Genomic DNA, 17,334 nt, shown 5'->3' with positions numbered 1-17,334 from the left:
CCTCTCTCAGCGTTCCTTTCTGACCCATTCGGCAGCGAAAGTCATAAGACAAGCAATTCCAGGAAGTGTGAACGGCTTTCCGTCCGGAATTGCGCAAAAACAAAGAGATAGAGCGGTTCGGCGTTTCCGTGAACGATGAACCACTCTAGCCATTGTTGTAGGGGAAGAGCTTGAAATACGGCTGCGCTTCCTCGATCACACGGGCAACCGAGGGGCGTTGCAGCAACCGGTCGTGATAGCGCCTGACCGCAGGATATTCGTCTCCGAACGGCTCGACCTTGTTGGCGTAGAACAGCGCGGGGGCGGCAGCGCAGTCGGCCATGGTGAAGCTCGCACCCACCGTCCATGTCCTCGACCGCATGTCCTGTTCAATGATGGCGTAGGAGCTGCGCAGCTGGGCGCGGGCCTGCTCGACGCCGAACGGATCGGTCTTGCCCTCCGGCCGCAGCCGGTCGCCAACGATCTTCTGCATCGGTTCCTGGACGTAGAAGTCATAGAAGCGGTCGGCGAGCCGGGTCTGGCGAGCGAGATCGAGATCGGCGGGGATCAGTTCGACCGGCCCAGGATAATACGCGTTGAGATATTCGATGACGATCGTCGATTCCGGCACGGTCCGGTCAAGCGCTTCATCGCGCAGCACCGGCATCTTGCCGAGCGGCCACAATTTCAGAAACGCCGCGCGCGATTGTTCATTGCCGAGATCGACAACGACGGATGTGAATGGCGTGCCGTTCTCATAGAGCGCGATCAGCGGCTTCCAGCAGAAGGAGGCCAGTGGATGAAGGTGCATAATCAGGGACATTTTTGCTCCTATCTTTGGTGCTTCGTCTCGCGGGCATCCGGTGTCAAGGTTCGGCCCGCTGGTACGTGGCCCGGCTGTGGGTGACGATGGCATCGATGATCGCGGCCCAGTCGTCGGGATGCAGCTCGTGGCCGCCGCCCTCGATCCGGAGCAGCCTTGCACCGGCGACCGCGTCGGCAAGAGCGGCGCCATGCTCGACTGGAAAGATGGGATCGTCGGTGCCGTGGATAACGAGGAGCGGGATTTTCATCTTGCGCAGCCGACCCGTCCAGTGCTCGCCGCTCCCATCTTCGCCACTCTTGAGCATGAAATGATTGGTCGCACTTAGAAAACCGCCGGACCGGTCATAATCCTGTTCGACGAAAGCCCGTGTTCGCTGCTCGTCGAAAGAGTGCGCCGCACCGGTGAGCGCATGCGCGTCCTTGACCATGAAATCGACCGCTTGGCCACGGTCAGACCAGTCGACCTTCGCGCCTTCGGCCGAATGTTTCCTATAGGCCTCGGTGGTTCCGGGCAAATGCGACGTATCGATGCCCAAGGGCGAGCTGCTGATCACCGTCAGCGAAGTGACACGCGACGGGTATTTCAACGCAACGAGCTGCGCGATCATGCCGCCCATCGACATGCCGACCACGTGCGCCTTTCGGAGTCCATGGTCGTCAAGGACGCGGACGGCATCGTCCACCATGTCGTCGAATGTATAAGGCGGCTCGCCCGGCGCGTATTTGGTCGAACGGCCGGTATCGCGATTGTCATAGCGGATCACGAAGCGACCCTCGCCGGCCAGCTTCCGGCAAAACGCTTCGGGCCACCAAAGCATGGAAGCCATCGCGCCCATGATCAACAACACCGCCGGATGGGCCGGATCGCCGAACGTCTGGGATGCGATTTCGGGGTGTTCGGCGTTTTTCATGGCTTTCCTCCTTGGGCTTCCAATCCGATTGCATTTTGCAATCAGTTGCACGATATTAAAACCGATACGATAATGCAACCGGTTTTTGGAGATTCGCATGAACATCGATCGTCGGTCCGGATGCCCCATCAACCTGTCGCTCGAAGTGTTCGGTGACCGGTGGAGCCTGATCATCCTTCGCGACATCATCTTCGGCGGCAGACGCCACTTTCGCGAACTGCTCAACGGCTCGATGGAGGGCATCGCCTCCAACATCCTCGCCGACCGGCTGAAGCGGCTGATGGAGCTCGGCATGCTGACCAAGGCGGACGATCCCTCCCACAAGCAAAAGGCGATCTACAGCCTGACCGAAATGGCGATTACGCTGGTGCCGATCCTGGCGCATCTCGGCGCCTGGGGCCGCGTCTGGCTGCCGGTCAGCGAAGAGCTCTCTATCCGTGCCGAGCTTCTGGAAAAAGGCGGCCCGCCGATGTGGGATAAGTTCATGAACGAGTTGCGCCACGAGCATCTGGGTGCGTCTCCCGCCCATCTGGACCCACCGTCCGCGCGACTTTGCAGGCCGGATACGATGCGGTAGTCGCCCGCAAGGCGGAGCGAGTTGGCTGCGATCCGGCGCCATGACCAACTTATTTTCCCAATTGCGGGCTGGCTCTGCTATCAAGGGACTGAAGATAATTTACGGATTGGATAACGCTCTTGGTCGAGAACTCTAAGGACACTGCCCGTGCGCGGGCCGATTTGCGTTTCAAGAAACAGGAAGAGGCAGCCACGGTTCGCCAGAAGGCGATGGCGGAATATGTCGCCGAGAGCGACGCTCGCCAAGCCAAGACCAACAAGCTGCGGGCGCTGCGCCTCGCCAAGGAAGCGGAAGACCTGGCCAATGCGCCTCCGGCCCCGGTGAAGAAGCCTCGGGCCAAGAAGAAATAGGCCGGCGCTCCCAGAATCCATGCTTCCTTCCGCACGCGAAACAGTTCACTCGGAGTCTGTTCTGACGGCTGATAACTGGCGCGTTCAGGAGACGGCCATGACCGCACTGACGCTCGACAAAGCCCTTGAAATCAACGCCGCCGCCTTTGCCAAGGGTGCCTAGCTCAAGCTCAGGCCGCTTGGCGTCTCGGTGCTCGACGCCGGCGCCCATCTGGTCGCGTTCCAGCGTCAGGACGGCGCCTCGTTCCTGCGTCCGCAAATGTCGGCCGGCAAGGCCTATGGCGCGCTCGCTATCGGCATGGGCCCGCGCCGGGTGGAAGCTTTCGCCAAGGAGCGCCCGCATCTGATCGCCGGCGGCTCCGACGTGTCGGGCGCGCGCGCGCGGCGTGCTGATCCGCGACAACGCCGGCACGATCATCGGCGCCATCGGTATTTCCGGCGACACGTTCGACAATGATGAAACGGCAGCCATCGCCGGCTCGAGGCGGCTGGCTTCACCGCTGACCCGGGCTGAGCCGGGATCCTTAATTCATATTGATGTCGCGGGTGGCCGACCGCATTGACACCGAAAAGCCGGCCAGCACGTCGATCAGCGCTATGACCATCAGTGTGAAGAAGACGGAATGGGCGGCGCCCTTCACCAGCAGGAACTCGACCAGATAGGCCACAAAGACGAAGGTCGACAAAAGATGGTCCATGATCGAGGCACTTGTCGTGCGCGTCGACTTCACCACTTCGACGAACAAGAAGATCAGTGCGATCAGCACGATGAGGTCGCCGAGGGTCATCGAGAACACGCCACCCGACATCATCCGGACCGAAAACATTTCGGTGGCCCACGGATCGTCGCCGCTGCCGAATATTCCCAGAAGCCCGAGATTGTAGAGGATGAAAGGCACGATCAGCAGCGGGATGGCACCGAACATGTGGCGGCTCCGGTTGGACTGATCTTTGTAGAGTGCGCCCGGCGTTCGCCGTCAAGAATTTTCGTACGGCCGATAAACACGGACAAAGACGGCGTGAAACAACAATGTCAGGCCCGGCTGATACGATCAGTTGTCGCAAACGCAAAAAGACCGGCCAATGGCCGGTCGTTTCGCAACCCATAAACCGTCGAAAGCTCTCTCAGCTTTCCTTAGGCTCCAGAACCTGGCGACCGCGATACATGCCGGTCTTCAGGTCGATATGGTGCGGACGGCGCATCTCGCCGGAGTTCTTGTCCTCGACATAGGTCGGGGCCTTCAGTGCGTCGGCAGAACGGCGCATGCCGCGCTTCGACGGAGAGGTTTTTCGTTTCGGAACGGCCATGGATATGCTCCACTACATGGTCAAAACGCCCCGGCGGCCCTCGTGAAAGGGCCACATCAGGGGCCGGAATCTGAGAAAGTCGGGTGCCTATACACGCCCGACGGCGTTTTGGCCAGCGTCGCCGTGTTTTTTTTTGACACTATCGCAGGCAACCGACATAGGCGCCGGCGCGGCCGGCGCGCCGTTCGATCAACGCGGCAAGCCGTCTCAGTCCCGGCCCGGGCTTCGCCGGATTGCGCACGATCGGATTCGGCAAGGTGACGGCAAGCAGCGCTGCCTGCCGGCGCGACAGCTGTTTTGCCGAGACGCCGAAATGATGCTGGGCGGCGGCCTCGATGCCGTAGATGCCTGGTCCCCATTCGGCGATGTTGAGGTAGATCTCCATGATCCGCCGTTTCGACAGCACCGCATCGAAATAGACGGCCAGCGGCAGTTCCACGACCTTCCGGACCGAGCCCAACGGCCGCGACCATAGATAAAGATTCTTTACCGTCTGCATGGTGATGGTCGAGGCGCCACGTGTCATCTCGCCGGCGAGCGCATCGTCGACGACGCCGCGCAACTCGCCCAGATCGACGCCGCGATGGAAACAGAATTGCCCGTCCTCCGACATGATGACCGAATATGCCAGCACCGGCGCGACATCGTCGATGGAAACCCAGCGCCGATCGTAGCCGGAAAACGTCGCCAGGTCCTTCAGCATCAATGTCGACACCGGATGCACGAATGACGGCAGATACAGGAAGGTCAGCACCACCGGCACCAGCGCCAGCACGACGGCGACGGCAATGCCGCGCCGGACCCAGCGTTGAAGACCGATGCGGCTGCCGCGTCTCGGTCTCGCCATGTCCAACCCTTCGGTTTCGTGATCGACGATCGGTTCCGCCAAGCCACCCAGTCCGCGCTACTCCCTGCCCCCGGCATAATGGCGCTCGGCTTCTTGCGCAATGTCTGAGTGTCGGCTACCGCTCCCGACCATGACGAAAGACGACCAAATGGCGTTCGAAGCTGCACTTATTGCCCGGGCAGTTCCGCTCGAGGCGCTGCTGAGGCGGTTGCTCGACGGACGGACGCTTTCGGGCGAGGTCGCGCGGCCCGAACGCCTGATGGCGGCAATGCGACATGGCGTGCTGAACGGCGGCAAACGACTGCGTCCCTTCCTGGTCATGGAAAGTGCTGCACTGTTTTCAGCCGACGGCGAGGCGGCGCTGCGCGTCGCGGCGGCGCTCGAATGCGTGCACTGCTATTCGCTCATCCATGACGATCTGCCGGCCATGGACGACGACGATTTGCGCCGCGGCCAGCCGACCGTGCACAGGGCTTTCGATGAGGCGACCGCCATTCTTGCGGGCGACGCCTTGCTGACACTTGCCTTCGACATCCTTGCCGACGAGGCGACAATGCTGCCGGCCGAGCGCAGGGCAACGCTGGTGCTGGCACTGGCCCGCGCCGCCGGGGCGGGAAGCATGGTCGGCGGCCAGATGCTCGATCTCGAAGCCGAACAAAGCCGGCCGGACGAGGCCGGCATCATCCGGCTTCAGGCGATGAAAACCGGTGCGCTGATCCGCTTTGCCTGCGAAGCGGGCGCTATCCTTGCCGGCGCGCCGTCGGGCGACCGCGAAAGGCTGGCCGAGTTCGGCTCGGCGATCGGGCTTGCCTTTCAGCTTGCCGACGATCTGCTCGACCTGACCGCCGACGCGCATCAGATGGGCAAGGCGACCGGCAAGGATGCCGCGGCCGGCAAGGCGACGCTGGTCGCGCTGCACGGACCGGACTGGGCGCGGGGCCAGCTCCATGGCCTCGTTGACCAGGCTCATGCGTTGCTCGAACCTTTTGGCGAGCAAGCTGCGCTTCTGAAACAAGCGGCGCAGTTCGTAGCGGCCCGCAACAATTAAGCGCGCCCCTATGGCGCGCCGGAGAATTGGCGACTGATCGGCCGAACGTCCTCGCAACCGGCCGATCGGGATCATTTCCGGCGATGTCGGACCACATGGACCCGCCACACCAGTTGCCGAGCCATTCTTCAGCCTCGCGGCAGGGTTCCGCGGCTCGGGTGGACAGCGGTCAGCCTTCGCCAGTTGTCTTTTCCACCACGGGCTGCGGAACCGGTTCCATCTCGGCCGCCGCCTCGACCGCCCGCGCCTCGGCCGGCTTGCGCCGGTTGCGGATGAAGGCGGCGATGCGGTCGCGGATTTCGCCGGCGCTGAGAAACACCGGAACGCGCGCCACCGGCGCGGTCGGCTCAAAGGACAGGCCAAGGCCGGTGATCCTGCCCTTGTCGTCGACGTCGCGGACGATCAGCTCGATTGGACCGAGCAGCACGCGGTCGGCATATTCGGCGTGGCCGCCGAGCCGCGTAGTGACCAGGTCGCCAATGCTGAGCTTGCGTTCCGCTTCGGTCAGGCCCGGCGCGTAGGCGGTTTCCAGTTCCTCGGCGGGGCGTGACGGATCGACGGCGAAGGCGCCGAAGAAATCCGCGTCCTCGGGATCGACCACGGCACGGCTGGCGAACAGCTTGTCGAGCAGGCGCGGATAGCGGTCCGGCACGAAGATGTAGACATGGTCGCCGGCCGCGAGCCGGCCCATATCCTGGAAGCGCATCGAGCGTCCGTCGCGCAGCACCAGCGACGGCCGCGCCCAGCGCGGAATGCGTTCGCCGCGCGCCACCGGGCTGCCAGGTGACACGCGGTAGGCGAGAAGCTCATGATGGGCGGAGCCCGGCAGTTCCAATTCGACCTTGTCGAGCGGTCCCAGGCGGGCCGGCACGATAAGGCCGAGACGGCGCGCCAGCGGCCCGACGGTCCATCCCTGGATGATCAGCGAGACCAGCACGATGATGAAGGCAGTGTTGAAGATGAGGCGGCCGTTCTCAAGACCGCCGAGCAGCGGCGTGATGGCAAGCAGGATCGACACGGCACCGCGCAGGCCAACCCACGAGACGAAGGCGACTTCCGGGCGTGGCAGACGGAACGGCACCAGGCAGAGCCAGACGGCGATTGGCCGTGCCACAAATACCAGGAACAGGCCGAGCAGCACTGCCGGCACCAGGATCGCCGGAAATTGTGAAGGCGTCGCGAACAGGCCGAGGATCAGGAACATGATGATCTGCGCCAGCCACGACATGCCGTCCTGGAAGCGCTTGAGGATGGTCACGGCCCGGATATCGGAATTGCCGGCAATCAGGCCTGCGAGATAGACCGCCAGGAAGCCGGAGCCGCCGACGGCACCGGCGGCAGCGAACACCATAAGCGACAGCGTCAGCACGAAGATCGGCAGCAGGCCGTGATCGAGATTGAGGCGATCGACAAGGCGCACAATGGCCATGCCGCCGAGAATGCCGATGACCGCGCCGAGCCCCATGTTGACAAGGAAGCCGACGGCAAGATCGGTGACCAGCACCTTGGCCTCGGGGTGGGTATTGCCGGCGATGACCTCGACCAGCGTGATGGTCAGGAAGATGGCGATCGGGTCATTTGTGCCGGATTCCACCTCGAGCGTGGACCGCACGCGCTCGCGCAAATTGATCTCGCCGGCGCGCAGCAGGAAGAACACCGCCGCGGCGTCGGTCGAGGCGACGGCGGCACCGAGCAGGAAGGATTCCAGCCAGGTCAGGTCGAGCAGATAATAGGCGGCGGCGCCGAAGAGCCCGGTGGTCAAAAGGACGCCGAATGTGGCCAGCGACAGCGCCGGCCCGGCCGCCTGCCGCAAGGCGTTGAGCGGCGTGCCGAAGCCGGAATCGAAAAGGATGACCGCCAGCGCCAATGAGCCGGCAAAATAAGCAACTCGGGCATTGTCGAAATGGATGCCGAGACCGTCGGTTCCGGTGGCGAGGCCGATGCAGAGAAACAGCAGCAGGAGAGGGGCGCCGAAACGGAAGGCGATCAGGCTTGAAAACGCGGCGGCAACGACAAGTGCTGCGCCAACGAGCGTCACAAGATAGATACCATGCTCCATTCGTTGGTCGCCCCTAGTCGATATGCTACGGCATCACGGGAGAGTGGGGCGAAGACATGGCCGCTGCAAGGCAGCAGCGTGGCTTTTTGCCCCACGCTGCCGATCGTCGAAAGTTTTGGCACCCCCGAGCAGCGGAGCGTGCCTCGGCGGTTCGTGCTGCAATGAAAAACGCCCGGACTGAGCCGGGCGTCTCCAAGTCGAGAAGCTGGCTCTGCGATCAGGCGATGGTCTTGCCGAAGGCGACGGCGGTATCGCCCATGCGGTTGGAAAAGCCCCACTCATTGTCGTACCACGACAGCACCGAAACGAAGTTGCCGTCCATCACCTTGGTCTGGTCGAGCGCCACGATCGAGGAATGCGGATCATGGTTGAAGTCGATCGAAACATTGGGGTGACGGGTAACGGCGAGGATGCCCTTCAGCTTGCCGTTCGAGGCGGCGATCACCGCGTCATTGATCTCCTGGACGGTGGTCGGCCGCTTGGCGATAAACTTGAAATCGACGAGCGAGACGTTCGGGGTCGGCACGCGGATGGAGATGCCGTCGAGCTTGCCCTTGAGTTCGGGCAGTACCAGGCCGATGGCCTTGGCAGCACCGGTCGAGGTCGGAATCTGCGACAGCGCGGCGGCGCGGGCGCGGTAGAGGTCCTTGTGCATGGTGTCCAGCGTCGGCTGGTCGCCGGTGTAGGAATGGATCGTCGTCATCATGCCCTTCTCGATGCCGACCGCCTCATTCAGCACGGCCGCCAGCGGCGCCAGGCAGTTGGTGGTGCAGGAGGCGTTTGAGATGACGATGTGGTCCTTGGTCAGCTTGTCGTGATTGATACCATAGACGACGGTGAGATCGGCGCCCTCCGCCGGAGCGGAGACGAGAACGCGCTTGGCACCGGCGGTCAGATGGGCGACGGCCTTGTCGCGGGCGGTGAAGATACCGGTGCATTCGAGCGCGATGTCGATGCCAAGCTCCTTCCAGGGCAGTTGCGTCGGATCCTTGATCGCGGTGACCTTGAATTTTTCCTTGCCGACGATGATCTGGTCGCCGTCAACCGTCACCTCATGCGGAAAGCGGCCATGCACGCTGTCGAAGCGCAGCAGATGCGCGTTGGTCTCGACCGGGCCGAGATCGTTGACCGCGACGACGTCGATATCCTTGCGGCCGGATTCATGGATGGCGCGCAGGATGTTGCGGCCGATGCGGCCGAATCCGTTGATGGCAACTCTGACGGTCATTGTTCTCTCCCTGGGAGTTGGAGGCCGAAGATCAAGTCCGCAGCTTCATAACGGCGGACGGGCAAAGAATCCAGCCGCCGAGGCGTGGATTTAAATCGATTAGTGCTCCACCGCCCGGCAAAACCGCTATGCCAGCCTTTGCCGGGCGGGGCTCACTTTCATTTGCCATGCAGACGGGCTTCCGCCGCCTTCACCGTTGCCTCGGCTGTGATGCCGAAATGCGGGTAGAGCTGTTCGATGGTGCCGGAGGCGCCGAAGCCGGTCATGCCGACAAAGATGCCGTCGGTGCCGATGAAGTGATCCCAGCCCTGACGGATGCCGGCTTCGATGGCAATCTTGAGCGGCGCATTGCCGATCGTCCTGCTGCGATAGTCGGCGCTCTGCTTGTCGAATAATTCGAAACACGGCACCGAGACGACGCGGGTCGCGTGGCCGTGCTTTTCCAAGGCCTCGCGGGCGGCCAGCGCGATCTCGACCTCGGAGCCCGACGCGAAGATCGTCACCGCCGCCTCGCCACTGGCGGCGGCAAGTTCATAGGCGCCGCGGCTGGAGAGGTTTTCCGCAACGAAGTCGTTGCGTACCGTCGGCAGGTTCTGCCGGGTCAGCGCCAATGTCGAAGGCGTCTTTTCCGACTCAATGGCCAACTGCCAGCATTCCGCGGTTTCCACCGCGTCGGCTGGGCGGAAGACATTGTGGTTCGGAATGGCGCGAAGTGCTGCCAGATGCTCGACCGGCTGATGGGTCGGGCCGTCTTCGCCAAGGCCGATGGAATCATGGGTCATGACGAAGATCGAGCGGATGCCCATCAGCGAAGCAAGCCGCATCGCCGGACGGGCATAATCGGAAAAGCACATGAAAGTGCCGCCATAGGCGATAATGCCGCCATGCAATGTCAGCCCGTTGAGCGCGGCCGCCATGCCGTGCTCGCGAACGCCGTAATGAACGTAGCGCTGGCCGTAATCGTCGGCGGTGATGTTCTTGGTCTGGCTGGTCTTGGTGTTGTTGGAGCCGGTCAAATCGGCTGAGCCGCCGATGGTTTCGGGCACGGCGCCGTTGATGACCTCCAGCGCCATTTCCGATGACTTACGGGTGGCGACCTTCGGCTTGTCGGCGGCGAGCTTCTTCTTGTAATCGCCAATGACGGCGTCGAAGTTGGCCGGCAGCGTGCCACTGATGCGGCGTTCGAACTCGCTGCGCAATTTGGCATCAGCCTTGGCAAGGCGGCTTTCCCAGTCGGTGCGCGCCTTGACGCCTGTCCGCCCGGCGGTACGCCATGCGTCGAGGATATCGGCCGGAACCTCGAAGGGCGGATAATCCCAGCCGAAGAATTTTCTGGCGCCAGCGATTTCCTCGGCGCCGAGCGGCGAGCCATGCGCCTTGTTGGTGCCGGCCTTGGTCGGCGCGCCGAAGCCGATGGTCGTCTTGCAGGCGATCATCGTCGGCTTGTCGGAGTGGCGGGCCGCTTCGATGGCATAGGCGATCGCTTCCGGGTCCTGGCCGTCGATATGGCTGGCATTCCAGCCGGACGCCTGGAAGCGGGCGACCTGATCGGTGTTATCGGCGAGCGACACCGGGCCATCGATCGAGATGTTGTTGTTGTCCCAGAAGACGATCAGCTTGTTCAGCTTCAGATGCCCGGCAAGCGCGATGGCTTCCTGGGATACGCCTTCCATCAGGCAGCCGTCGCCGGCCAGCACATAGGTGTAGTGGTCGACGAGATCTTTGCCGAAAGCGGCATTCATGATGCGCTCGCCGAGCGCGAAGCCGACCGAATTGGCAAGGCCCTGGCCGAGTGGGCCGGTCGTCGTCTCAATGCCCGCGGCGTGGCCGTATTCCGGGTGGCCCGCCGTCCTCGACCCCAATTGGCGGAACTGCTTGATCTGGTCGATGGTGATGTCTTCGTAGCCGGTCAGATAGAGCAGCGAGTAAAGCAGCATCGATCCGTGGCCGGCCGACAGGATAAAGCGGTCGCGGTCCGGCCAATGCGGGTTTTTCGGATCGTATTTGAGGAAGCGGGTGAACAGCACCGTGGCGATGTCGGCGCAGCCCATGGGCAGTCCGGGGTGGCCGGAATTTGCTTTCTCGACGGCGTCCATGGCGAGAAAACGGATCGCATTGGCCATCCGGTCATGTTGTTCGCGCGAGGTCATGCTTCCTCCAAAATGGGGGTTTGGGCCTTGGGAAAGCCCTTGAAAAGGGTGCGCGACACATAGCAGGCGCGGCCTTTTAGTCAACAAATCGGTGTGCTTTTGCCGGTCTTGTGATGGCCGTGCGCGACTTACATTAGCGTTAGCAGGGGACAGTCGCGACAGCTTTATTGACGTGCGGTTCACACGACGCGTAATGTTTCAGGGATAACGCGTTCTGAACGTGGATGATTCGGTGATGGGCAGGGCGCAGGACGAAAGCCATGACCGGGGAAACGACCCTCAAGGAAGTCATTGCCAGGCTGGGTAAGGCCATCGAAGGGCTGGAAAACGCCGTCGCGGCCAAGCTCGAGCACGAGCGGGACTATTCGGAAGCCGAGGCCGAAGTGCAGCGGATGAACGCCGACCGCTCGCGGCTGGCGCAGGAGCTCGACAATTCCGAGGCTCGCGCCGAACGGCTGGAAGATGCCAACAAGGAAGTGTCGCGAAGGCTGGTGACAGCCATGGAAACCATCCGCGCGGTACTGGACAGGTAGGCCAATGGCACAAGTCACGGTTTCCATCGACGGCAAGCAGTATCGGATGGCCTGCGACGAGGGCCAGGAAGAGCATCTGATCGATCTTGCCGAGCGCTTCGACCGCTATGTCTCGCATCTGAAGGATTCTTTTGGCGAGATCGGCGACCAGCGGCTGACCGTGATGGCCGGCATCATGGTCATGGACGAGCTTTCGGAACTGCAGAAGCGGGTCAAGGGCATGGAAAGCGAAGTGCTGACGCTGCGCAAGACGCGCGACGACGCACTGACCAAGGCCGACAAGAACGATTCCGTGCTGACCGGGGCGCTCGGCGCACTGGCCCAGCGCATGGAAGACCTGGCGACGACGCTGGCAGTGAACAAGGCCTGAACCAGCGCAGCGAAAATTCCTGCTGCATTTGCCGAGAAGCAATGAAAATATTTCGCCGCCGGCCTTGATGCCGGCGCAACAGGCGTTTGAAGGATGACGCCGGAGTGATAGAAAGGCAAAAGCAGCGCCGGGCAACGCCGGCTGCGATCTGCACGCACAGGGTAAGGGACACGTCATGAGCCTTCGCATCAACGATATCGCACCGGACTTCACCGCTGAGACCACGCAAGGACCGATCAGCTTCCATGAATGGATCGGCGACGGCTGGGCGGTATTGTTCAGCCATCCGAAGAACTTTACGCCGGTTTGCACGACCGAACTCGGCACAATGGCCGGGCTCGAAGGCGAGTTCAGGAAGCGCAACGTCAAGATCATCGGCATCTCGGTCGATCCCGTCCAAAGCCATGAAAAGTGGCAGAACGACATCAAGACCGCGACCGGTCATTCGGTGAACTACCCGCTGATCGGCGACAAGGATCTCAAGGTCGCCAAGCTTTACGAGATGCTGCCGGCGGGTGCCGGCGAGAGCTCGGAAGGCCGCACGCCCGCCGACAATGCCACGGTGCGTTCGGTTTACGTCATCGGGCCCGACAAGAAGATCAAGCTGGTTCTCACCTACCCGATGACGACGGGCCGCAACTTCGACGAAATCCTGCGCGCCATCGATTCCATGCAGCTGACCGCCAAGCACCAGGTGGCGACGCCGGCGAACTGGAAGCAGGGCGAGGACGTCATCATCACCGCTGCCGTCTCGAATGAGGATGCCATCAAGCGCTTCGGCGCCTATGAGACGATCCTGCCATATCTCAGGAAAACCAAGCAGCCTTCCGCCTGAGCAGGCAGAGGCGGCACAGAGAGTTTTCGGTTTTCCTGGCCGTGTGAGCATGGGGTGCTTGATGCCTGGTTGACGGACAACCATGCCTTTAATTTGCCGTGGCAGAGAAAATCCTTCCTGCCGTGGTGAGGGGCGAAGGAGGCTGGATTGGACGCATTATCGGCCAGGTCGCAGGTCACCGGCTTCTATGACAAGCCGAGCGGGTCCGTCCAGTATGTGGTCGCCGACATGGCGACCCGCAAATGCGCCATCATCGATCCGGTGCTCGACTTCGACGAAAGGTCCGGTGCAACGGCAACGAAAAACGCCGACGCCCTGCTCGACTTCGTCAGGGAAAGCGGGCTGGAGGTCGAGTGGATCCTCGACACGCATCCGCATGCGGATCATTTCTCCGCCGCCCATTATCTGAGGGGGAGAACCGGAGCGCCGACGGCAATCGGCGAGAAGGTCATCGACGTCCAGAAATTGTGGAAGGTGATCTACAACTGGCCGGAATTCCCCGCCGACGGTTCGCAATGGGACAGGCTGTTCGCCAACGGCGCAACTTTTTCGGTCGGCGGCATTGCGGCAAGAGTGCTGTTCTCGCCGGGCCACACACTGGCCTCGATCACTTACGTCATTGGCGACGCCGCCTTCATCCACGACACGCTGTTCATGCCGGACAGCGGCACCGCAAGGACAGACTTTCCGGGCGGCAGTGCCGAGCGGCTCTGGCGTTCGATCGAGGACATCCTGGCGCTGCCGGACGAGACACGTCTGTTCGTCGGTCACGACTACCAGCCGGGCGGTCGCGAAGCGCGGTGGGAAAGCACGGTCGCGGAGCAGAAAGCCGGCAACATCCATGTTGCCGGCTGCAAGACGGAAGCCGACTTCGTCGCGCTCCGCCAAGCCCGCGACAGGACGTTGCCGATGCCGCGGCTGATCCTGCACGCGCTGCAGGTCAATATGAATGGCGGACGCCTGCCGGAACCGGAATCCAACGGGCAGCGCTATCTGAAGTTTCCGCTCGATTGCCTGTGAGAGGATGGGTCGCTGGCACTACAATGCCATTCAGACTCGGCGCCGCCCTCATCGTTCTGCGATGGTCATCCAAGCTATTGATCCTGATTCGATTTTTGCGATGTTTGAATCCGATAGGTCTATGCGGGACGACGGTGGCGGCAGCCGGATGAGGAGCAGCGCAGACGCCAGCCAGTCGAGCGTCAGGGTTTTGTTCGGCGGGCTAAATGTTCATACGTGATTTGCCAAGGATCGCTCTCGGAAGATCTTTCCTCGCCGATCCAATGGAAGCTGGTGGCAGTGATCTCGGTGAAACGCCATCGAGTTTGCAGACCGCGCGAGTCATTGCCGAGCTGGACAATGTCCTTACCCTCGGCCCGCCCGATCTGGCGCGAGTGATCCCGGTTGAGCGGGTCGTTCCATATGATATGCCAGCCATCGATCCCAGGGTCGAAGATGCGCAAGGTTGTGCCATACATCGCGGACGGAGCAGGGCGCTTGGGCCTGATCCAAACGTCCTGAATCGCGCGGCCTTCGAGCACCCAGCCAAAATGGCATTCGCCATCCCATTTCTGGATTGTGCCGTCGTCGAGGTAGTGGACCGAGTCCATCTCCCAGCTTCCAATTAGCCATCCATACAGGGCCATGTCTTTCGCTCGATCGGCTGGCGGACCGTCGGATCCGAGGGCGGCCAGAAACGGAGAAATCGTCATCATCACACTGCCTTTCGTTTCCAATAGACGAACTCAACTGCCCGACGGACCGTTGTCGCGCCCGCCTGCCGCAAGCGCCGGGTTGTGGAATGCCGCGGTCGGCGCCGCAACATTGCCGCCACAGCTTGCAGCCTTGCGGTTTTCAGGGCTTGGGGAAAATTGCGACAATGCCGCTATCAATGAGATCGTCTGGGGACGCCTGGCAAGGCTACTGAGCAGTTAGGGCGACGGATCGGACATCCGCGAAGGCGCCGCGGAACCGGCAACCCGCTAATGCATGTCGCGCAAAAGTGTGCAGCGGTTTTGCGATAACGACATGCATAAAAACAAGAATCTAAAGCGCGCCGCACAAGGCCGGCCCGAACGCGACGCGCTTTAGAAAAAAACGGCGGCGCCAGTTACCTGACGCCGCCGTTATTTGTTTCTACCGGAAGGCCTTACGCCGCCGGCTGCGCCTCGATGGTGCGCAGCGCCTGCGTCTGGCGCTTGGCTGCGGCCTTGACCGCGTCCTGCACCTTCTCGAAGGCGCGCACCTCGATCTGGCGCACGCGCTCGCGGCTGATATCGAACTCGGCCGACAGCTCTTCAAGCGTCAACGGCTCATCGGCGAGGCGGCGCGCCTCGAAGATGCGGCGTTCGCGGTCGTTGAGCACGGCAAGAGCGCCCGACAGCATGCCGCGCCGGTTTTCCAGCTCGTCCTGCTCGATCAGCATCTCTTCCTGGCTTTCGTGGTCGTCGACCAGCCAGTCCTGCCATTCGCCGGACTCGCCTTCACTGGCCCGGATGGGCGCATTGAGCGAGGCGTCGCCCGACAGGCGGCGGTTCATCGACACGACTTCCGCTTCCGAGACGTTCAGCCGGGTGGCAATCTCGGTGATCTGATCGGGCTTCAAATCGCCTTCGTCGAGCGCCTGGATCTTGCCCTTCACCTTGCGCAGGTTGAAGAACAGGCGCTTCTGGTTGGCGGTGGTGCCCATCTTGACCAGGCTCCACGAGCGCAGGATGTATTCCTGGATCGAGGCCTTGATCCACCACATCGCATAGGTGGCCAGACGGAAGCCGCGCTCCGGTTCGAATTTCTTGACGGCCTGCATCAGGCCGACATTGCCTTCCGAGATCACCTCGCCGATCGGCAGGCCATAGCCGCGATAGCCCATGGCGATCTTGGCGACGAGCCGAAGGTGGCTGGTGACGAGCTTGTGCGCAGCTGTGGTGTCCTCATGCTCGGCATAGCGCTTGGCGAGCATGTACTCTTCCTGCGGCTGAAGCATCGGAAAGCGGCGGATTTCTTCCAGGTAGCGGCTGAGACCGCCTTCGCCGGAAACGATACTGGGTAATGACTGGGCCATGATAGCGCCCCCTCTCTATTGGAGTGATGCCCCCGAAACGCGGCGGGCATGTGGCGCGAATGCCAAAGGCACATTCGCGCCAACCGACATATATAGGAACAAAACCAGAAAGACAGGCATTTGTTCAACACGAAACAGTGTGTCACGTTGAAGTGAACAACGCCGGTCAGGTTTTCAGGTGGTTGGTTCAGAGCTTGCGGAAGCCGTCGACGAGTTCCTCCATCTCCCACGGTATCGGTGCTTCGAACCTCATCGTTAGATGGGTATCGGGATGCCGAAATGCAAGGAGGCGGGCGTGCAAAGCTTGTCGCGGAAACGCCTTTACCTTGCTTCTTAGCGGCTCGGGCAACCGATTGGCCTTGGTGCGGAAAGCCTGGCCGTATTCGGGGTCGCCAATCACCGGATGGCCGATATGGGCCATGTGGACGCGTATCTGGTGAGTGCGACCGGTTTCCAGCCGGCATTCGACCAGGCTCGCCGTGGCGAATTCCTGCTGCTGCTCGCCAAAGCGCTCAACGACGATGAAATGCGTGACGGCGTGGCGGGCATCGTCGCGGCCTTGCGGCACCACGGCGCGGCGTACCCGGTCGGCGGCGCGGCCGAGCGGCGCGTCGACCGTCCCGGTCGGCCTTGCCGGTATGCCCCAGACCAACGCCAGATAGGCCCGCTCGAGATCGCCGGTCAGGCCGTGGTCGGCAAAGGCCTCCGACAACGCCTTGTGGGCGCGATCGGTCTTGGCGACGACCATGACGCCGCTGGTCTCCTTGTCGAGGCGATGGACGATGCCCGGCCGTCTCACCCCGCCGATGCCAGACAGGCTGTCGCCGCAATGATGGATCAGCGCGTTGACCAGCGTGCCGGTCCAGTTGCCGGCGCCGGGATGCACGACCAGCCCGGCCGGCTTGTTGATGACGATCAGCTCGCTGTCCTCGTAGAGGACGTCCAGCGCAATATCTTCGCCTTGCGGCGCCGCTGGTTCCGGCTCCGGCATATCAACCGACACGCTGTCACCTTGCGCCATCTTGCGCTTCGTTTCGCTGGCTGGCTTGCCGCCGATCCTGACGGCGCCCTGCTTTATCAGCATCTGTACCCGGCTGCGCGACATGTCGGGGCCGAGCCTGGCCGCCAGCCATTGGTCGAGCCGCTGGCCGGCCGCATCAGCGCCCGCCTCCAGGACGATCGGTCCGGCCCCTATTAATTGTCTGACCACTTCGTTATGAGCGCTCATCGAAAACAGTTCCGGAATCTGCTGC

20 protein-coding genes and 1 pseudogene are annotated in these 17,334 nt (G+C 62.3%); 10 read left to right on the top strand and 11 right to left on the bottom strand.

Annotated features, from left to right (window positions below; all coding sequences use genetic code 11):
- Positions 1–145: 145 nt before the first annotated feature.
- Together NKH41_RS25675 and NKH41_RS25670 are read right to left on the bottom strand one after the other, a co-directional pair.
- Positions 146–802: a glutathione S-transferase family protein gene (locus NKH41_RS25675; protein ID WP_352771901.1), complete on the bottom strand. Its 657-nt coding sequence runs from the start codon at positions 800–802 to the stop codon at positions 146–148.
- A 43-nt stretch (positions 803–845) separates the two neighbouring features.
- Entirely contained in the window at positions 846–1,715 is an 870-nt protein-coding gene (locus NKH41_RS25670; RefSeq protein ID WP_352771903.1) for an alpha/beta fold hydrolase, read from the bottom strand.
- 97 nt (positions 1,716–1,812) lie between these two features.
- Here NKH41_RS25670 and NKH41_RS25665 point away from each other — a divergent pair.
- The 5 genes and pseudogenes from NKH41_RS25665 to NKH41_RS34225 all read left to right on the top strand — a co-directional run bounded on the left by NKH41_RS25665 (position 1,813) and on the right by NKH41_RS34225 (position 3,205).
- Positions 1,813–2,336, top strand: a pseudogene (locus NKH41_RS25665) (winged helix-turn-helix transcriptional regulator).
- A gap of 75 nt (positions 2,337–2,411) precedes the next feature.
- The gene (locus NKH41_RS25660) at positions 2,412–2,642 is read left to right on the top strand and encodes a hypothetical protein (protein ID WP_023678501.1); all 231 of its coding nucleotides are present in this window, start codon (positions 2,412–2,414) and stop codon (positions 2,640–2,642) included.
- Between the two features lie 19 nt (positions 2,643–2,661).
- Entirely contained in the window at positions 2,662–2,805 is a 144-nt protein-coding gene (locus NKH41_RS34235; RefSeq protein ID WP_502906049.1) for a hypothetical protein, read from the top strand.
- 27 nt (positions 2,806–2,832) lie between these two features.
- A complete protein-coding gene (locus tag NKH41_RS34230) occupies positions 2,833–3,099 on the top strand; it encodes a heme-binding protein (protein ID WP_502893707.1) in 267 nt (88 codons plus the stop codon).
- On the top strand, positions 3,029–3,205 hold the full coding sequence (locus NKH41_RS34225) for a hypothetical protein (protein ID WP_502893700.1): 177 nt from the start codon (positions 3,029–3,031) through the stop codon (positions 3,203–3,205). Before NKH41_RS34230 ends, NKH41_RS34225 begins: the two co-directional genes overlap by 71 nt.
- Here the strand turns inward: NKH41_RS34225 and NKH41_RS25650 are convergent.
- The 3 genes from NKH41_RS25650 to NKH41_RS25640 all read right to left on the bottom strand — a co-directional run bounded on the left by NKH41_RS25650 (position 3,167) and on the right by NKH41_RS25640 (position 4,848).
- Positions 3,167–3,568 carry a hypothetical protein gene (locus NKH41_RS25650; protein WP_352500775.1) on the bottom strand — a complete coding sequence of 134 codons (402 nt, stop codon included), beginning with the start codon at positions 3,566–3,568 and terminating at the stop codon, positions 3,167–3,169. The genes NKH41_RS34225 and NKH41_RS25650 overlap by 39 nt on opposite strands.
- Positions 3,569–3,767: 199 nt before the next feature.
- Positions 3,768–3,950 carry a 50S ribosomal protein L32 gene (rpmF, locus tag NKH41_RS25645; protein ID WP_006203806.1) on the bottom strand — a complete coding sequence of 61 codons (183 nt, stop codon included), beginning with the start codon at positions 3,948–3,950 and terminating at the stop codon, positions 3,768–3,770.
- A 139-nt stretch (positions 3,951–4,089) separates the two neighbouring features.
- Positions 4,090–4,848 (bottom strand): biosynthetic peptidoglycan transglycosylase, encoded by a 759-nt coding sequence (locus NKH41_RS25640; protein WP_352540340.1) that lies wholly within the window; start codon positions 4,846–4,848, stop codon positions 4,090–4,092.
- A gap of 79 nt (positions 4,849–4,927) precedes the next feature.
- Here NKH41_RS25640 and NKH41_RS25635 point away from each other — a divergent pair, with 79 nt between their 5' ends.
- Positions 4,928–5,845 (top strand): polyprenyl synthetase family protein, encoded by a 918-nt coding sequence (locus NKH41_RS25635; RefSeq protein WP_352457948.1) that lies wholly within the window; start codon positions 4,928–4,930, stop codon positions 5,843–5,845.
- 169 nt (positions 5,846–6,014) lie between these two features.
- On the opposite strand, the gene NKH41_RS25630 is transcribed toward NKH41_RS25635, so the two are convergent.
- The 3 genes from NKH41_RS25630 to tkt all read right to left on the bottom strand — a co-directional run bounded on the left by NKH41_RS25630 (position 6,015) and on the right by tkt (position 11,282).
- Positions 6,015–7,904 carry a potassium/proton antiporter gene (locus NKH41_RS25630; RefSeq protein ID WP_352540249.1) on the bottom strand — a complete coding sequence of 630 codons (1,890 nt, stop codon included), beginning with the start codon at positions 7,902–7,904 and terminating at the stop codon, positions 6,015–6,017.
- 217 nt (positions 7,905–8,121) lie between these two features.
- On the bottom strand, positions 8,122–9,132 hold the full coding sequence (gene gap / locus NKH41_RS25625) for a type I glyceraldehyde-3-phosphate dehydrogenase (protein WP_023678507.1): 1,011 nt from the start codon (positions 9,130–9,132) through the stop codon (positions 8,122–8,124).
- Positions 9,133–9,290: 158 nt separating this feature from the next.
- Positions 9,291–11,282 (bottom strand): transketolase, encoded by a 1,992-nt coding sequence (tkt, locus tag NKH41_RS25620; RefSeq protein ID WP_352613495.1) that lies wholly within the window; start codon positions 11,280–11,282, stop codon positions 9,291–9,293.
- 260 nt (positions 11,283–11,542) lie between these two features.
- Here tkt and NKH41_RS25615 point away from each other — a divergent pair, with 260 nt between their 5' ends.
- From NKH41_RS25615 to NKH41_RS25600, 4 genes are all read left to right on the top strand, one after another.
- Positions 11,543–11,815 carry a DUF4164 domain-containing protein gene (locus NKH41_RS25615; RefSeq protein ID WP_006200774.1) on the top strand — a complete coding sequence of 91 codons (273 nt, stop codon included), beginning with the start codon at positions 11,543–11,545 and terminating at the stop codon, positions 11,813–11,815.
- Positions 11,816–11,819: 4 nt separating this feature from the next.
- Entirely contained in the window at positions 11,820–12,185 is a 366-nt protein-coding gene (locus tag NKH41_RS25610) for a cell division protein ZapA (protein ID WP_254816554.1), read from the top strand.
- A 175-nt stretch (positions 12,186–12,360) separates the two neighbouring features.
- The gene (locus NKH41_RS25605; protein WP_023678511.1) at positions 12,361–13,020 is read left to right on the top strand and encodes a peroxiredoxin; all 660 of its coding nucleotides are present in this window, start codon (positions 12,361–12,363) and stop codon (positions 13,018–13,020) included.
- A 147-nt stretch (positions 13,021–13,167) separates the two neighbouring features.
- Positions 13,168–14,040, top strand: a complete 873-nt coding sequence (locus tag NKH41_RS25600; RefSeq protein ID WP_352471144.1) for an MBL fold metallo-hydrolase — start codon at positions 13,168–13,170, stop codon at positions 14,038–14,040.
- A gap of 182 nt (positions 14,041–14,222) precedes the next feature.
- On the opposite strand, the gene NKH41_RS25595 is transcribed toward NKH41_RS25600, so the two are convergent.
- From NKH41_RS25595 to NKH41_RS25585, 3 genes are all read right to left on the bottom strand, one after another.
- Positions 14,223–14,735, bottom strand: coding sequence for a hypothetical protein (locus tag NKH41_RS25595; RefSeq protein ID WP_352471143.1), 513 nt, complete (start codon positions 14,733–14,735; stop codon positions 14,223–14,225).
- Between the two features lie 434 nt (positions 14,736–15,169).
- Positions 15,170–16,081 (bottom strand): RNA polymerase sigma factor RpoH, encoded by a 912-nt coding sequence (gene rpoH, locus NKH41_RS25590; protein ID WP_023678514.1) that lies wholly within the window; start codon positions 16,079–16,081, stop codon positions 15,170–15,172.
- Between the two features lie 187 nt (positions 16,082–16,268).
- On the bottom strand, positions 16,269–17,309 hold the full coding sequence (locus NKH41_RS25585; protein WP_352771907.1) for an RluA family pseudouridine synthase: 1,041 nt from the start codon (positions 17,307–17,309) through the stop codon (positions 16,269–16,271).
- Between the last annotated feature and the right edge of the window lie 25 nt (positions 17,310–17,334).

Source organism: Mesorhizobium sp. M1169, from assembly GCF_040318345.1.
Taxonomy (GTDB): domain Bacteria; phylum Pseudomonadota; class Alphaproteobacteria; order Rhizobiales; family Rhizobiaceae; genus Mesorhizobium.
The sequence above is the reverse complement of the archived record's forward strand: the minus strand, read 5'-3'. Positions and strand labels throughout refer to the sequence as shown.

Excerpts from the sequence above, each read along its gene's own strand:
- NKH41_RS25675 (WP_352771901.1), bottom strand. The coding sequence starts at position 802 with ATGTCCCTGATTATGCACCTTCATCCACTGGCCTCCTTCTGCTGGAAG.
- NKH41_RS25670 (WP_352771903.1), bottom strand. The coding sequence starts at position 1,715 with ATGAAAAACGCCGAACACCCCGAAATCGCATCCCAGACGTTCGGCGAT.
- NKH41_RS34235 (WP_502906049.1), top strand. The coding sequence starts at position 2,662 with ATGCTTCCTTCCGCACGCGAAACAGTTCACTCGGAGTCTGTTCTGACG.
- NKH41_RS25650 (WP_352500775.1), bottom strand. The coding sequence starts at position 3,568 with ATGTTCGGTGCCATCCCGCTGCTGATCGTGCCTTTCATCCTCTACAAT.
- rpmF (WP_006203806.1), bottom strand. The coding sequence starts at position 3,950 with ATGGCCGTTCCGAAACGAAAAACCTCTCCGTCGAAGCGCGGCATGCGC.
- NKH41_RS25635 (WP_352457948.1), top strand. The coding sequence starts at position 4,928 with ATGACGAAAGACGACCAAATGGCGTTCGAAGCTGCACTTATTGCCCGG.
- NKH41_RS25630 (WP_352540249.1), bottom strand. The coding sequence starts at position 7,904 with ATGGAGCATGGTATCTATCTTGTGACGCTCGTTGGCGCAGCACTTGTC.
- gap (WP_023678507.1), bottom strand. The coding sequence starts at position 9,132 with ATGACCGTCAGAGTTGCCATCAACGGATTCGGCCGCATCGGCCGCAAC.
- tkt (WP_352613495.1), bottom strand. The coding sequence starts at position 11,282 with ATGACCTCGCGCGAACAACATGACCGGATGGCCAATGCGATCCGTTTT.
- NKH41_RS25615 (WP_006200774.1), top strand. The coding sequence starts at position 11,543 with ATGACCGGGGAAACGACCCTCAAGGAAGTCATTGCCAGGCTGGGTAAG.
- NKH41_RS25610 (WP_254816554.1), top strand. The coding sequence starts at position 11,820 with ATGGCACAAGTCACGGTTTCCATCGACGGCAAGCAGTATCGGATGGCC.
- NKH41_RS25605 (WP_023678511.1), top strand. The coding sequence starts at position 12,361 with ATGAGCCTTCGCATCAACGATATCGCACCGGACTTCACCGCTGAGACC.
- NKH41_RS25595 (WP_352471143.1), bottom strand. The coding sequence starts at position 14,735 with ATGATGACGATTTCTCCGTTTCTGGCCGCCCTCGGATCCGACGGTCCG.
- rpoH (WP_023678514.1), bottom strand. The coding sequence starts at position 16,081 with ATGGCCCAGTCATTACCCAGTATCGTTTCCGGCGAAGGCGGTCTCAGC.
- NKH41_RS25585 (WP_352771907.1), bottom strand. The coding sequence starts at position 17,309 with ATGAGCGCTCATAACGAAGTGGTCAGACAATTAATAGGGGCCGGACCG.